Here is a 15,185-nt window from a genome sequence, read left to right on the forward strand (position 1 = left end):
CTCAATCGCCTCCCGGGGCCAGCATCAGGTTTGGCGCCAGCCGCTGGTAGCCTTCATGATCCAGGCGCATGTCCAGGGCCAGGGTGGCCAGGTCCGCCGACAGGGCTTCGGCGTCGGCGTCGTTTTCCAGGTAAATCTGCTTGAGGTAGCTGTTGCAACCCGGGCAGACCTCCGCGTTCAGCGGCGCGTGGCCGGTGGCGTGACGGTCGTTTTCAAGGCTGGTATAGGTCAGCCCCTTGCTCTGCTCGCAGTACACGCACTTGACCCGCACCACGTGCCATTCACAGGCACACAGCGAGCACACCAGGTAACGCAGGCCGTTGTACTTGCCGCGATGGCGGACCACCCCGGCCATCGCCGGCGAGCCGCACGCCGGGCACTGCGCCAGGCTGTCGCAAGGTTTTAGGGCGCCCACGGGCAGGCTCAGCAACCAATGGCTCCACACAACCTGCAAGGCGGCCCCCAGGAAGGGCACCACGGCTGCCGGCAACGCGGCGTATTGGCCGCTCAACAAGGCGATGGCCCAGACTTTGCGCTGGCCGTCCTCGCTGCGCCGCAACCGTTCGACGGCCTGCTCGACCGCCGCGGTAGCGGGTCGGTAGCGGATCAGCAAGGCGTCCAGCCAGGCCAGCCAGTCGTCGCCGCGCACCAGGCTGTCGGCGGCCAGCGGTGGCAGGCCATGGGCCAGGCATTGCGCCAGGCGCGCTTGATCCAGGGGGCGATCGATGGGCGGTTGCTCAAGCAGCACCTGCTGCAGGTGGCACACCCCGGCGATCAGTTGCAGGTAGTCCGCCAGCCCATGCCCCTGGGCCAGGTGCTCCAGGCGCGCGGCGCGCAGGGCAAACAGGTTGCGCGGCGGCAGGTAAAGGAACGGCGGCGCCGTGGCGCTGGCTTCAATCTCACCGGGTTCGAGTATCAGGCTCATCCTTTCCCCTTTTGACCAAGGCGTCGTCGCCGGTCATTTCACGGTACCACAGCGCATGGTGCTTCTTGGCCCAGGCGCGGCTGACCCAGCCATGCAGCATGGCGCTGATCGAGCCTTTGATCCAGATGCCGGCGTAAATATGAATGATAATGCTCAGCACCAGCACGAACGCCGCCGCCGCGTGCAGCAACACCGCCAGGCGAATCGTGGTAATCCCGAAGTAACTGCTGAAGTACACCCGCCAGATCACCACGCCGCTGAACAGCAACGCCAGCATGCAGGCCAACAGCGTCCAGAACAATAGCTTTTGCCCCGGGTTGTACTTGCCAACGGGCGGCACCCCCTCCTCCTCGTTCTTGATCACCCGGTCAATGCGCTTGAGCCAGGGCCAGTCGTTGGCGATGAAGAAGTTGGCGCGCCAGAAGCGAATCACCAAGCCCAGAAACAGCAGGAACATCGCCACGCCCATGAACGGATGCAGGATGCGCGTCCAGGGGCCGCCGCCAAACAGCCCGCTGAGCCAGAACAGCGCCGGGTGGAACAGCGCCAGGCCCGACAGCGCCGCCATGAAAAACAGGATTGCTACCAGCCAGTGGTTGGTGCGTTCGTTGGCGTTGTAGCGCAGGATCGATTTGACGTTCATGGCCGATCATCCCCGGGTTGATTGGGATCGAACACCCGCACGGCCGGGTCAACGTGATGCACGCTGGTGTCCGACGCCTCGGGTACCTCGTCCTCTTCGACCCGCTGCGGGCCAATGCGCACGTAATGGAAGAACCCGGCCAGCACTGCCAGGCCCATGGCCGCCAGGGCCAGGGGCTTGGTCAGGCCTTTCCACAGGCCCACCAACGGGCTGATCACCGGTTGGTCGGGCAAGCCTGCGTACAGCGAAGGCTGGTCGGCGTGGTGCAGCACGTACATCACGTGGGTGCCGCCGACGCCATCGGGGTCGTACAAGCCGGCCTGCTCGAAGCCCCGGGACTTGAGGTCGACGATGCGCTCGGCGGCGTGCACTTTCATGTCCTCCTTGGTGCCGAACACGATGGCGCCGGTGGGGCAGGTTTTCACGCAGGCAGGCTCCAGGCCCACGGCCACGCGGTCCGAGCACAGGGTGCACTTGTAGGCCTTGTGGTCCTTTTGCGAGATGCGCGGGATATTGAACGGGCAGCCGGTGATGCAATAGCCGCAGCCGATGCAGTGGTCCTGGTTGAAGTCGACGATGCCATTGGCGTGCTTGATGATCGCCCCGGGGCTGGGGCAAGCCTTCAGGCAACCGGGGTCGGCGCAGTGCATGCAACCGTCCTTGCGGATCAACCACTCAAGGTTGCCGTCGCTGGGCTCGTGCTCGGTAAAGCGCATCAGGGTCCAGGTCTCGGCGCTCAGGTCGTGTGGGTTGTCGTAGGTGCCGAGGTTATGGCCCACCTCGTCGCGCAGGTCATTCCATTCCGAGCAGGCAACCTGGCAGGCCTTGCAGCCGATGCACTTGGTGGTGTCGATCAGCTTGGCGACCTCCTCCACCTGGCGCACCGAGGAAGGCTGCGTGGTAGTGGCCGAACGGGCGGTGATGTCTTGTATGGCCATCAGACTTTCTCCACGTTGACCAAAAAGGACTTGGATTCCGGGGTTTGGGAATTACCGTCGCCCAGGAACGGCACCAGGGTGTTGGTCAGGTAACCGTGCCGGGTGGTACCGGTAAAGCCCCAGTGCAGCGGTATACCGACGTGGTGCACCACCTGGCCGTTGACCTGCAACGGCCGGATCCGCTTGGTGACCACGGCGACCGCCTCGATGAACCCGCGCTTGGAGCTGACCCGCACGCGGTCACCGGCGACGATGCCTTTCTCTTTGGCCAGTACCTCGCCGATCTCCACGAACTGCTCGGGCTGGGCAATGGCGTTGAGCCGACAATGCTTGCTCCAGAAGTGGAAGTGCTCGGTAAGCCGGTAGCTGGTGGCCGCGTAGGGGTAGTCCTTGGCTTGGCCCAGGCTGTCCCACACCGAATCGAAGATGCGCGCGGCCGGGTTGCTGGTGGCCTTCTTGTTGTTGGGGTGCAGCGGGTTGATGCCGATCGGCGTCTCGAAGGGCTCGTAATGCTCGGGGAATGGCCCCTCGTTCATCTTGTCGACGGCAAAGAAGCGCGCCACCCCTTCGGGGTTCATGATGAACGGGTTCATGCCCGCCTCAGGCGGTACATCGGCCTTGTAGTCGGGCACGTCGGTGCCGCCCCAGCTCTTGCCGCTCCACCACACCAGGCGTTTGTTCGGCGCCCAGGGTTTGCCTTGCGGGTCGGCCGAAGCGCGGTTGTACAGGATGCGCCGGTTCATCGGCCAGGCCCACGCCCAGCCCAGGTGCTGCTTCATGCCGTAGGGGTCGCTGTTGTCGCGCCGGGCCATCTGGTTGCCTTGCTCGGTCCAACTGCCGCAGAAAATCCAGCACCCGGACGCGGTGCTGCCGTCGTCCTTGAGCTGGGCGAAGCCGGACAACTGCTGGCCGCCCTTGATGGCCGCGCCCGTGGCATCGGTGAGGTCGGCCGTCGCATAGCCATTGACCTCCTTGGCCAGCTCCTCGGGCGAGGGTTCATCGGCGATCTTGTATGGCCAGTCCAGCTTGAGAATCGGCTCGGCCCAGGCACCGCCCTTGGTCTGGTACAGGGTGCGCAGGCGATGGAACAAGCCACTCATGATCGCCACGTCGGTGCGCGCCTCGCCTGGGCCATCGGCACCTTTCCAGTGCCATTGCAGCCAGCGGCTGCTGTTGACCAGCGAGCCGTCCTCTTCGGCAAAGCAGGTGGTGGGCAGGCGGATCACTTCGGTCTGGATACCGGCACTGTCAACGTCGTTGTAGGGCCCCACGTTGCGCCAGAACTCCGAGGTTTCGGTGGCCAGCGGGTCCATTACCACCAGCCACTTGAGCTTGGCCAATGCGGCCATCACCCGGTTCTTGTCGGGCAGCGCGGCGATCGGGTTGAAGCCTTGGCACATATACCCGTTCACCTTGCCCTGGCCCATCAGGTCGAACATTTTCAGGATGTCGTAGTTGGGGATGTCCAGCTTGGGCAGCCAGTCATAGCCCCAATGGTTGTCTGCCGTGGCATTGCCGCCGTACCAGGCTTTCATCAGGCTGACGTGGAACTTGCCGTAGTTCTGCCAGTACGAGAGCTGGCCGGGGCGCAACGGTTTCAGCGCCCGCTTGGCGATGTAGGCGTCGTAGTCCTGTTCGCCGTCCTGCGCCAGGGTCAGGTAGCCCGGCAACGCATTGGACAACAGCCCAAGGTCAGTCAGGCCCTGGATGTTGGAGTGCCCGCGCAAGGCATTGACGCCCCCGCCGGGCATGCCCACGTTGCCCAGCAGCAACTGCACCATGGCTGCGCTGCGGATGATCTGCGAGCCGGTGGAGTGCTGGGTCCAGCCCAGGGCGTAGAGCATCGTCATGGTTTTGCCGGGCGCTGCGCAGGTGGCGATTTCTGCCCAGATCTTTTCCATGGCATCCACCGGCATGCCACAGATCTGGCTGGAAAGCGCCAGGGTGTAGCGGCTGTAATGCTGTTTCATCAGTTGGTAGACGCAGCGCGGGTCTTGCAGGGTCGGGTCGACCTTGGCGTAGCCGTCTTCACCCAACTCATAACCCCAGCTGGACTTGTCGGTGTAGCTGCGCTTGGCCGCGTCGTAGCCGGTGAACAGACCGTCCTCGAAACCAAACCCGGCTTTGACGATAAAGGACACGTCGGTGTAGGCCCGCACGTATTCGTGCTGGATTTTGTCCTCGGTCAGCAGGTAATTGATCAACCCGCCCATGAAGGCGATGTCGCTGCCGGTGCGAATCGGCGCGTAGTAGTCGGCCACCGAGGCGGTACGGGTAAACCTGGGGTCCACCACGATCAGCCGGGCCTGGTTGTGCGCCTTGGCCTCGGTCACCCACTTGAAGCCGCAGGGGTGTGCTTCCGCGGCGTTGCCGCCCATCACCAGGATCAGATTCGCGTTGGCGATATCGGTCCAGGTATTGGTCATGGCACCACGGCCGTACGTCGGGGCAAGACTTGCCACCGTCGGGCCGTGTCAGACACGCGCCTGGTTATCGAACCCCAGCATGCCCAAATTGCGAATGACCTTGTGGGTCAGGTAGCCGGCTTCGTTGGAGGCCGCCGAAGCCGCGAGGAAACCGGTGGTCAACCAGCGGTTCACCGTTTGGCCCTGGGCATTTTTCTCGACGAAGTTGGCGTCGCGGTCGGCTTTCATCAACTCGGCCACGCGGTCCAGGGCCTGGTCCCAACTGATGCGGGTCCACTGCGTGCTGCCGGGCTTGCGCACCTGCGGGTATTGCAGGCGGCTGGGGCTATGGATGAAGTCCAAGAGGCCCGCACCTTTGGGGCACAGGGTGCCACGGTTGACCGGGTGGTCGGCGTCGCCCTCGATGTGGATGATCGACTGGGCGACGTTTTTCGCCCCATCGCCCTGGCTGTACATGATCAGCCCGCAACCCACCGAGCAGTACGGGCAGGTGTTGCGGGTTTCGCGGGTGTGGGTGAGTTTGAAGTGGCGTATCTGCTCGGCATAGGCAGGCGCCGGGGCCATGCCCAACGCCCCCAGGCTCGAGCCCCCAAGGCCGATCGCGGCGACCTTGAAGAACTGACGACGGTTGAGGTCCATCGTGCACTCCTGAATCAGGTGGAGGCAGCCGGGACATGGCCGGCTGCGCTGGAACCATCACGGTGTGTGCCAGCGCAAAGACGGCGCTGGCTGTCTTAACTGTAGCCAGCGCCGCGACCAGCGGCATGAAACCTGATCGCCGGTACAGCGCCATGTGGCAGAGGCGGCTATGTCTGCGCGTAGGGGCGGATTTATCCGCGAAAAGGACACCGCATTGAATCAGGCATACCGCCGCGTGGCCTTCGCGGATTAATCCGCTCCTACAGCGCGGGGCAAACCGAAAAAATCGAGGTGCTGCGACCCCCTCTCAACGTTCGGCGACGCAGGCCACGGTTGATCGATAGGCCAGGGCCAACCGCTGTGCCACTGGCAGGCCCGGCATGGGCATCTCAACGCTCAATTGGACCGCCTCGGGCAACGCCGCCAGCAAGGCCGCCAAGGGCAGTTGCCCGGCGCCGGGTGCCAGGCGGCCTTCGCGGGCCTCGGTGATGATGCCGCTTTCAGGCGGCGACTGCAGCGGCGCGTCGCACAACTGCGCAGCGGCCAGCCAGCGCCGATCGACCTGCGCCACGGCCTGGGCATCGCCACCGCTGCGGAAAAGGTGCAAGGCATCCAGCAGAATCGCACCATTGGCCTGCCCTGCCCCGCTGACGATCTGCAACGCCTGTTGCAGGTTGCCCACGGCGCGCCAACGCATGAATTCCAGGTCCACGCGCACCTGGACACCGGCTGCCAGTTGGCACATTGCGGCAAAATGATCGGTCAGGCGATTGAAGTCGCTGTCATCCCCCGACACGGTCAGGCTGCCCGCACCCAGCTCTGCCGCGACCTCCAGCAGGCCAGCGTATTCGGCCACCTGCACGGTGGGGGTCAATTGCACGAACTCCACGTCGCCCACCCGTACGCCCTCTTCGCGCAGCAAGGCTTTGAGGCGCGTGACCTGCTCGCTGCCTGCACTCAACGGGTATGCCAGCCCACCAGCCATGGCCGGGTGCAGGCGCAAGCCCACCGACCGAAAGCCGGCCCCGGCCGCCTGGCGCACCAGGGCGAACGGGTCCAGTTCAAGCGCCGTGAGGTGGGCGACGCCCAGGGCTTTCAATAGGTCGCCCGCCCGCCGCTCAGGTCGAACACAAAGCCTGTGGTAAAGCTGCATTCGGGCCCGGCGATCCAGGTGGCCATGTTGGCGATTTCCTCGATTTGCAAAAACCGCCCCATGGGGATCTTGGCCTTGCTGGCCACGATGTGTTCCGGGGTCATTTCCGCCATCAGCGCGGTTTCGGCCATGGCCGGCGCGATGCAGTTGAGCAGTACGCCGTCTTGGGCCAGCTCCTTGGCGGCCGACTTGGTAAAGGCAATCACCCCGGCCTTGGCCGCCGAGTAGGCGCTGATGTACTGCACGCCATCCTTGCCCGCCATGGAGGCGATATTGACGATGCGCCCGTACTTGCGCTCGCGCATGTGCGGGATCACGGTGCGGCAGCAATAGAACACGCCGGTCAGGTCGATGGCCAACACCTGGTCCCAGGCCTCCACGGGGTACTCCCAGGAGGCGCGCACCGGGCCATTGATACCGGCGTTGTTGACCAGAATGTCGACCTGGCCCAGTTGTTCCAGCGCCGCTGCAAAGGCCGTCTCGACCGACTCCAGCGAAGCCACGTTGACTGCCTGGCGCAGGGCCGGGGCAAAGCCTGCGGCGGCCTCGTCCCATTGGTCGACGTTAAGGTCCCAGATCACGATCCGGGCGCCGGCGCGGTGCATGCGCTTGGCGATGCCCAGGCCGATGCCGCGCATGCCGCCGGTGATAATGGCCGTCTGGCCTTCGAGGTAGTGAGACATGAGTTTCTCCTTGTTCAGGCCTGAGGCAGGTCAGGCAGGCGTTGAATGTCTTTGACCAGGAACAGGTAGCAGGCGGCTCCCAGCAGGGTGATGACGGATACGAAGGCCATGGCCCAGACAAACGAGCCGGTGGCGGTGACGATGATGCCGATGGTCAGCGGGGTGACGATGCCGGCGGCGTTGGCGAACAGGTTGAACAACCCGCCGCTCAAGCCCAGCATGCCCTTGGGGGCGATGTCGGAGACAATCATCCAGGCCAGGGCCGACATGCCTTGGGCGAAGTACGCCACGCACAGGATCGCCACCACCAGGGCATCGGATTCCACGTAGTTGGCCAGCACGATGACCGAAGCCGTCAGCAGGCCGCCGATTACCGGCAACTTGCGCGCCCAGTTCAGCGAGACGCCGCGGCGCAACAGGTAGTCAGACAGCCAGCCGCCGAACAGCGTGCCCACGGAAGCTGCAATGAACGGCAGCACCGCCACCCAACCGACTTTGAGCCATGGCATGTGCCGCTCGGTGACCAGGTAGGTGGGGAACCACGTCAAAAAGAACACGTTGGTGGAGTTGCAGGCGAACTGGCCCAGGCAAATGCCGAGCATGTTGCGGTGCTTGAGCAACTGCGGGATCTGCGACCAGGAAAAGTGCGTGGCCTTCTGCCCGCCGTCCACCACGCCACCACCGGCGGCGATGTAGTCGAGCTCGGCCTGGTTGGCCGTGGTCGACTGGTGCGGTTCGTGGAACTTGCGCCACCACACCAGCCCGTACAGGATGCCGATGGCGCCCACGGCCATCAGCAAAAAGCGCCAGCCGTAGGCGTGCAACACCCAGAACAGCAACGGGGTCAGGAACGCCAGGCCCACGTATTCGGCGAAGGTGTAGATGCCGGTGGCCCGCGCCCGTTCATGCTGCGGGAACCAGTTGGCGACGACCCGGCTGTTGGTAGGGAAGCACGGCGCTTCGGCGGCGCCCACCAGCAGGCGGATGCCGATCAACGACAAAAAGCCCTGGGCCAAGCCCTGCAGGCCAGTGAACAGCGACCACAGGGTCAGCGCCAGCCAGTAGGTGAACTTGGTGCCCAGCCGGTCGAGCAAAATGCCGCCGGGGATTTGCGAGGCCGCGTACGTCCAGGAAAAGGCCGAGAACACCAAGCCCATCATGGCCGCGTTCAGGCCCAGGTCAGCGCTGATGCTGGGTGCGGCAATGCCCATCACGCTGCGGTCCAGATAGTTGATCATGGTCCCGCCGCTGATCAGCGCCAGGATCATGAAGCGGGTGCGCGTGCGGCGTTCGGTGAGCGTAACGGCGCCGCCCAGGGCGCCCAGATCGAGTTTGCGGTCGACACTCATGGCGATGTTCTCTTTGTTATTGTAATGGGGCGCTAAACCTTGCTGCGATCAGCGTCAGGCGAAACCAAACAGCCGGCGTGGCGTGTGCCACATCACCCGCCTGCGCACGTCGGCGTCGGGCATCAGTTGCTCGGCCAGCTTGAGCAGCGGGCCGTAGTCCACCCGCGACTGCTCACGCAGGAACGGCCAGTCCGAACCCCAGATGCAGGCATCCGGGCCAAAATGCTGCAGCAAGGCGTGCACATACGCCTGGGTGCCTTCAAACAAGGTGTCGATGTGACAGAACTTCTGCATGCCCGACAGCTTCACGCAGGCGCGGCCACTGTCGGCCAGCTTGAGCAGGTGGCGAAAACCCGGCTGTTCAAGGCCGCGCTGGATGTCCGGGCGCCCGCAATGGTCGATCAACAGTTCCGGGCTGCTTGATTCGATCAGCGGCAGCAGTTCGACCAGTTGGTCCAATTGCACCTGGATCTGCGCGAACAGTTTGAGTTCGGCCAGTTTGCCGAACAGCCCGGCGGCATCATTCATCACCCCCAGGCCTTCGCCTGCAGGGTTGAACGCCACGCCCACCACGCCCTGCTCTTTCAAGGCGGCCAGCTCCAGCAAGCTGATCTGGTGGTCGACCACGGCGATGCCCTTGAAGCGGCCCTCACCTTCGGCCAAGGCGCTGAGCAACAGGCGGTTGTCAGTACGGTAGCCACTGGTGGGGCCCACCAACAACGCGTGCTGCACGCCATAGGCGTCCATCACCCGCTTGAACTGGTTGAGCGTGCCGATTTCCTGCCCGGCAGGCCGGTACAGGGTGTCGCTGCGGTAGGGATAATGGAGCGGGTCGAACAGGTGGTTGTGGCAGTCGATTTTCGGTTCGTCGAAGATGCTCAAGGCGGTGTTCTCCATCAAGGTGCCCGTCTTGTTGTTATCAGGCGTGGGCACAGGCTACAAAAAATGCCCGGCGATGGCTTATGCTTGAATGGCGAAAACGATAACCGAAGGTTAATGATCGATGACCCTGAGCGATGCCAACGAACCCGGTGCCATGCTGTTCAAGCTGCGCCACATGGAAGTCTTCCGCGCGGTGATGCTGACCGGTTCGATCAGCGCCGCGGCGAAGATGCTGTATGTCTCGCAGCCCGCGGTGAGCAAGCTGATCAGCTATGTGGAGAGCCGCTTGAGCTTCCGTTTGTTCGAGCGCATCAACAACCGCCTGGTACCCACCGCAGAGGCCCACACGCTGTACCGCGAGGTCGAGCGTGTTTACCAGGCAGCCCTGGCGGTCAATGAGTGCGCGTTATCCCTGGCCAGCACCCCCAGCAGTGAACTGCGCGTGTGCTGCAGCGCGTCGCTGTCGACCGTGGTGGTGCCCGGCGCCCTGGCCGAGGTCAAGCGCCAGGTGCCATCGATGAAGATCCTCTGGCAAGCAGCGCTGATGAGCGACATGCCCAACCAGATCCTCGGCAAAAAGGTCGACCTGTCGATCTCGGCATTGCCGGTGATCCACGATCACCTGCATTCGCTGGCGTTCATGCGCGGGCAGATGGTGTGCGTGTTGCCCAAGGGGCACCGGCTGGCGGATGAGCCTTACGTGAGCCTTGAACAACTGAGCCGCGAGCCGTTGATGCTGTTCCGCCGGGACGGGCCCTTCGGCAGCATGATCATCCAAGAAGCGCTGCGCCATGGCGTGCAACTGACCTCGACCCTGGACTTCACCAACGCCCCGGAAGGCGCAGGCTTGGTACGCCAAGGCATTGGCGTGGCGATCCTCGACGAGTTCGTGGCCCAGGACAGTGGGCTGGTGGTCAAGCCACTCAAGGAAAACATCGGCTTTGACATCAGCTTCGTGTATTCCAAGTTCGAGCCGTTGCCCGAATCGGCCAAGCGCATGATGCAGGTGCTGCTGAGCCAGGCGCGCAGCCGTGGGCGCTACATCGAGAGCTTCGCCTGGCCCGCCGCCTGACGGCTCAAAACACAATCAAATCGCGCAACCCGCTGCCGGTTGCCAGCGCATCAAAGCCGCCATTGATGTCCTCCAGGGCCATCTTGCGCCCGATCAGCCGGTCCACCGGCAAGCGGCCGCTGGTGTACAAACGGATGTAGCGCGGCACATCGCGCGCCGGGATGCACGAGCCAATGTAGCTGCCCTTGATGGTCCGCTCCTCGGCGGTGAGGCTCACTTGCTGCAACGCCCAGCGCGCATCCGGCGACGGCAGGCCAGCGGTGACCGTGGTGCCGCCACGGCGGGTGGTGGCGTACGCAAGCTCCATCGCCTGCACGGAGCCGGCGAATTCCAGGGCACAGTCCGCGCCGCCGCGGGTGAGTTCGCGGATTTTTGCCACGGCCTCCGGGTCGCGGGCGTTGACCGCCGCCGTGGCACCCAGGCTCAGGGCCAGGTCGAGTTTTTCCTGATGCACGTCCACCGCGATCAACGGGCAAGCGCCTGAGGCCGCCGCACCGAGCAAGGCACTCAAGCCCACGCCGCCAAGGCCAACGATGACCACTGACGAACCTGCCGATACCTTGGCGGTGTTCACCACCGCCCCCACGCCAGTCAGCACCGCGCAGCCGAACACCGCGGCCTCGACCGGGTCGATGTCTTCGTCCAAAGGGATGCATGAACGCGCAGACACCACCGCGTGGTCGGCAAACGCCGACACCCCGCAATGGTGGCTGACGGCGCCCTCGCCCAGGCTCAAGCGCCGCCCACCGCCCAGCAGTTCGCCCTTGCCATTGCTCTCGGCGCCGGGCTCGCACAGCGCCGGGCGCCCTTCCATGCACGGCACGCAATGCCCGCAACTGGGCACGAACACCAGCACCACCTTCTGCCCGGGCCGCACGTGCGTGACCCCGCTGCCCACCTCCACGACCTCGGCGCTGGCTTCATGCCCCAGTGCCATGGGCATCGGCCGCGGGCGGGCGCCGCTGATCACCGACAGGTCGGAATGGCACAGCCCGGCGGCAATCATGCGCACCAGCACCTCGCCGGGGCCAGGCGGCGCCAGCTCAAGTTCGGTGATCAGCAGAGGGCGGCTTTGAGCGTAGGGTGCGGGCAGGCCCATTTCCCTGAGTACGGCGGCGCGGATTTTCATGACCAACTCCTTTTTCTGGACATAGATCCGAGCAAAGATAGTTTGAGTTAGCGGGGGCGGCTATGGGCAAAACACCAGTGGGTGCGGCCCGGTGCGTCAGGCCCTTGCAGCGCAATGGGTTTCAGGCCTTATTCAGGAGATTGATGCAGCGTGGGGTTCGGCAGAAGCTACCCATCGGCCAAGCCGCTACAGTGAGGCAACACGGCGCCACCACCCAGCACGCTGCCAACCCATTGGACCCGCCCCAGGCGATACCCTGGTTGATCAGGGCTCACATGGCGTCGCAAAAGAGCGGAACAGTGTATGGGAGGCAACGCTGAGGAGGTACCCGATATCGACCATGATGGGCGCGCCGCTTTTTTATGAATGTTCCTGTTGTGCTACCTTTTTGCTACGTGCGTGGTCCGTAGCGCAGGAAGAAAAATAAGCCATCACCAAAGCAGCGCAATAAGGCGTAGACATTTGGATCAGAAATAAAATCCATAGACATGAGGAAAACGTATGAACAGGCGGGATAAAAATTGATACTGCAACACTCATCATTAAGAGTGTAAATATGACAAACTCCTCGATAGCCTCCCCTACCGCCATCACAGCGGGACCGGCATGAGTTGCTTTGGGAGTGCGATGAAAAGGTCGGCGGTGGCTGAATAAACCATAGATAACCGCCTTGCCAATTGTGTAAGACAATGCCAGACCTGCGACCGTTGAATAAAGCGCATTTTTATGATCCAGGCCCATCACTTTACTGTAGAGAAAGCCAGCTTTTAAGATTTTTAATATCATCAGTGCCGTCAGAGGCAAAATCAACAGCACCGGCACCGGCGATGATAAATCACCCACATATACAGACCAACCTGTCCAACACAACGCCAGCAGGGTAAATATTAAGCCAAGCCCGTCTCCGACCCACGCCAGCCAGCCAGTAATAAAATAATATCGCTGGTTCCACGTTAGCGATTTTTTTTCATTTAACAATAAATTATTTCGATGCCGCTTCATGATCTGAATGGCGCCATAGGCCCAACGGGACCGTTGCTTTTTAAAATCACTAAATGTGTCCGGCGTGAGGCCGCGCCCCATGGACTCTCTTGCATAAAAAGTGTCATGACCTTGCTCGAGTATGCGCAACCCGAGTTCCGCATCTTCACAGATACACCAATCTGCCCATTTTAATTGTTCAAGCACAGAGCGACGCACCAACGTCATCGTCCCGTGTTGAATTATCGCATTGTGATTATTTCTAATGACCATGCCTACCTGAAAGAACAGTTGGTACTCATAGTGACACAGCAACTTAAATAAACTATTTCGCTCATCCCTATAATCCTGTGGGCATTGAAATAAAGCCAATTTAGGATGTCCAAAAAAAACAGCCGTTCGCGCCAACCAGTCAGGTTGAATACAATAATCAGCATCAATTACCCCGACAACCTCCGCATCACTAGCCGTATGCTGCAATAAGTAATTCAGAGCGCCAGCCTTATATCCTGGCAAATGTTTAACATGAAAAAATCTAAATTTATCCCCCAGCTTTTCACAATGAGCCTTGACAGGCTGCCATAAATAATCATCTGGAGAGTTATTATCTATGACCAATACTTCATAATTTTCGTAATTCAAATCAGCCAAGGCATCCAGTGACTGGATCACCATTTCAGCCGGCTCATTGCAGCAAGGCACATGAATTGAAACCTTAGGAAGGGGGCTGTTTGAGGACGGCAGCGGTAGATGATCCCTCTGTACTTCCAGAGGCCAAACACACTCAATGAGCTCGTGAATTTCAGAGTAAAAGGCAATGGCCATTGCCAGCAGCCAAATGGCGAAAGCAAAAACAAGAATGACTAGCACGCTTACGGTTTCTGGGGGCGTGACGGTTAGCCAAAACAATAAGGACGCAAAGCCAGCCACCAGCAAACCCACAAACAGTACCGCATTTCTAAATGCGCAGGACGACTGCGTTACTGCGCCAAATAATATTTTCGAAAACGATATCTTGAGACTAAGTTCCCCTTGAAATGTAAATTTCTGCCGGCGAGAGCTATCAAACACCCCCCAGGATTGACCCACATTCCCTTCGCGCAATTTCCAGGGCTGATCAAATGATTCAACAATGAAATAATCCTGTTTCTTTTCCTCTAAACGACAGACCAACTCCCTTAAATACCTAGCCTGTGCTCCAGGCTCCCCTGCCTTGCCTACCGGTAAATTTCCTGCACTTGGCCAGCCGATTTCCGCAAGCGATATTTTCTTGTCGGGATAGTGCGCCTGCAGTTGTTCGAGCCGAGCAAGCGTGTAATCACTAGCCTCTTCAACTGGCACCCACTCCCAGAACGGATGAATATGAACAGCCATATAATCAACACATTTGGTCAGCGCGCCATACTCTAACCAGATATGCCACGGCTCTGCGGTGCTCACGGGCAAACTGGTTTTGCTTTTGACTATCTCCACACAGTCTATGAGTTCTTGATAGGGGAGCTTTCTCATCAACAGACACTCATTACCCACAATCAAAGACGTTATATTTGATAAATTTTTTGCAATATTTATTGCACGATCAATCTCCTCAAGATTGCTATCCCTGCAGGTCGTCAACTCCAGACCTAGACACACTTTTATATTGCAATCACTTGCCAGGTATGCCAATCGCTCGGACGCACCTTTTACTGTATAAGTTCTAATGTTACTTGTGAATTTATTTAGAATTTCAAAATCACGCTTTATTTGTTTAGCTGTGGGAAAATCATCGTATGCGGGATCTTGGCATTTCCTAAACGGAGAATAAGAGATTCCAGATATTTGTGCGGGCAAGTCAGGAAGTACCTGCGCGCTTACTCTTTTGCCCCTGAGCGTGTTCACGCTAATATTTAAGTGGTGTATACAAGCGCCCAGTGTTGAAATTATATTCTTGACTGACATTTCTGCGCCCTTAAATAGATATCGTTAGGTAATAGCGCTCAATAGCAGACCTGTCAAGTTAGCCATTATCTTTACGAAGCCAGTTACATGGGCATTTTTTATCACTTGCAGCCCTTTGTATTTTTATTTTAATCCAGCCACTACGCGAAAATAAACTTCCACAAAAACAGACGCTTTATAGTTTTCCGCCTACCGATATTTTGGCTTGGGCAAACGATAGCACTCAGCGTATAAATGGTTAAATCCGATGGCAATCGCAGCTTAGGAGTAACACTTCAGTGTCACTGCCCTTGTCTGCAAGTAATCATCAGCAGCGCTGCGCAATGCACCCACAGCGGCAGTGGCGCAGGAGAGCAATATCATTCTAGCCACCGCAGCAACCGAGCTGCCATGCTCACCGCCCTTCCCTTGCCAAACACTGCCC

11 protein-coding genes are annotated in these 15,185 nt (G+C 60.5%); 1 reads left to right on the forward strand and 10 read right to left on the reverse strand.

From position 1 onward, the window contains the following. Position 1: 1 nt before the first annotated feature. The 8 genes from fdhE to L9B60_RS27395 all read right to left on the reverse strand — a co-directional run bounded on the left by fdhE (position 2) and on the right by L9B60_RS27395 (position 9,638). Positions 2-925, reverse strand: a complete 924-nt coding sequence (fdhE, locus tag L9B60_RS27360) for a formate dehydrogenase accessory protein FdhE (RefSeq protein ID WP_249674091.1) — start codon at positions 923-925, stop codon at positions 2-4. Further along, complete coding sequence (locus L9B60_RS27365) at positions 900-1,568, reverse strand: formate dehydrogenase subunit gamma (protein ID WP_249674092.1); 669 nt, start codon at positions 1,566-1,568, stop codon at positions 900-902. The genes fdhE and L9B60_RS27365 overlap by 26 nt, the downstream gene beginning before the upstream one ends. Continuing rightward, positions 1,565-2,506, reverse strand: coding sequence for a formate dehydrogenase subunit beta (gene fdxH / locus L9B60_RS27370; protein ID WP_249674093.1), 942 nt, complete (start codon positions 2,504-2,506; stop codon positions 1,565-1,567). Before fdxH ends, L9B60_RS27365 begins: the two co-directional genes overlap by 4 nt. Beyond that, positions 2,506-5,571, reverse strand: a complete 3,066-nt coding sequence (gene fdnG, locus L9B60_RS27375) for a formate dehydrogenase-N subunit alpha (RefSeq protein WP_249674094.1) — start codon at positions 5,569-5,571, stop codon at positions 2,506-2,508. The genes fdxH and fdnG overlap by 1 nt, the downstream gene beginning before the upstream one ends. A 307-nt stretch (positions 5,572-5,878) precedes the next feature. After that, on the reverse strand, positions 5,879-6,670 hold the full coding sequence (locus L9B60_RS27380) for a sugar phosphate isomerase/epimerase family protein (RefSeq protein WP_249674095.1): 792 nt from the start codon (positions 6,668-6,670) through the stop codon (positions 5,879-5,881). Next, positions 6,667-7,407 carry an SDR family NAD(P)-dependent oxidoreductase gene (locus L9B60_RS27385; protein ID WP_249674096.1) on the reverse strand — a complete coding sequence of 247 codons (741 nt, stop codon included), beginning with the start codon at positions 7,405-7,407 and terminating at the stop codon, positions 6,667-6,669. The genes L9B60_RS27380 and L9B60_RS27385 overlap by 4 nt, the downstream gene beginning before the upstream one ends. 14 nt (positions 7,408-7,421) lie before the next feature. Continuing rightward, positions 7,422-8,756 carry an MFS transporter gene (locus tag L9B60_RS27390; RefSeq protein ID WP_249674097.1) on the reverse strand — a complete coding sequence of 445 codons (1,335 nt, stop codon included), beginning with the start codon at positions 8,754-8,756 and terminating at the stop codon, positions 7,422-7,424. A gap of 54 nt (positions 8,757-8,810) precedes the next feature. Next, positions 8,811-9,638 (reverse strand): amidohydrolase family protein, encoded by an 828-nt coding sequence (locus tag L9B60_RS27395; RefSeq protein WP_249680172.1) that lies wholly within the window; start codon positions 9,636-9,638, stop codon positions 8,811-8,813. A 121-nt stretch (positions 9,639-9,759) separates the two neighbouring features. Between L9B60_RS27395 and L9B60_RS27400 the strand changes: the two genes are divergently transcribed. Beyond that, positions 9,760-10,710, forward strand: coding sequence for a LysR family transcriptional regulator (locus L9B60_RS27400; protein WP_249674098.1), 951 nt, complete (start codon positions 9,760-9,762; stop codon positions 10,708-10,710). Positions 10,711-10,714: 4 nt separating this feature from the next. On the opposite strand, the gene L9B60_RS27405 is transcribed toward L9B60_RS27400, so the two are convergent. Further along, positions 10,715-11,839 (reverse strand): zinc-dependent alcohol dehydrogenase family protein, encoded by a 1,125-nt coding sequence (locus tag L9B60_RS27405; protein WP_249674099.1) that lies wholly within the window; start codon positions 11,837-11,839, stop codon positions 10,715-10,717. A 360-nt stretch (positions 11,840-12,199) separates the two neighbouring features. Beyond that, entirely contained in the window at positions 12,200-14,761 is a 2,562-nt protein-coding gene (locus L9B60_RS27410; RefSeq protein ID WP_249674100.1) for a glycosyltransferase, read from the reverse strand. Between the last annotated feature and the right edge of the window lie 424 nt (positions 14,762-15,185).

The sequence above is a fragment of the Pseudomonas abieticivorans genome, assembly GCF_023509015.1.
In the GTDB taxonomy this organism is placed as follows: domain Bacteria; phylum Pseudomonadota; class Gammaproteobacteria; order Pseudomonadales; family Pseudomonadaceae; genus Aquipseudomonas; species Aquipseudomonas abieticivorans.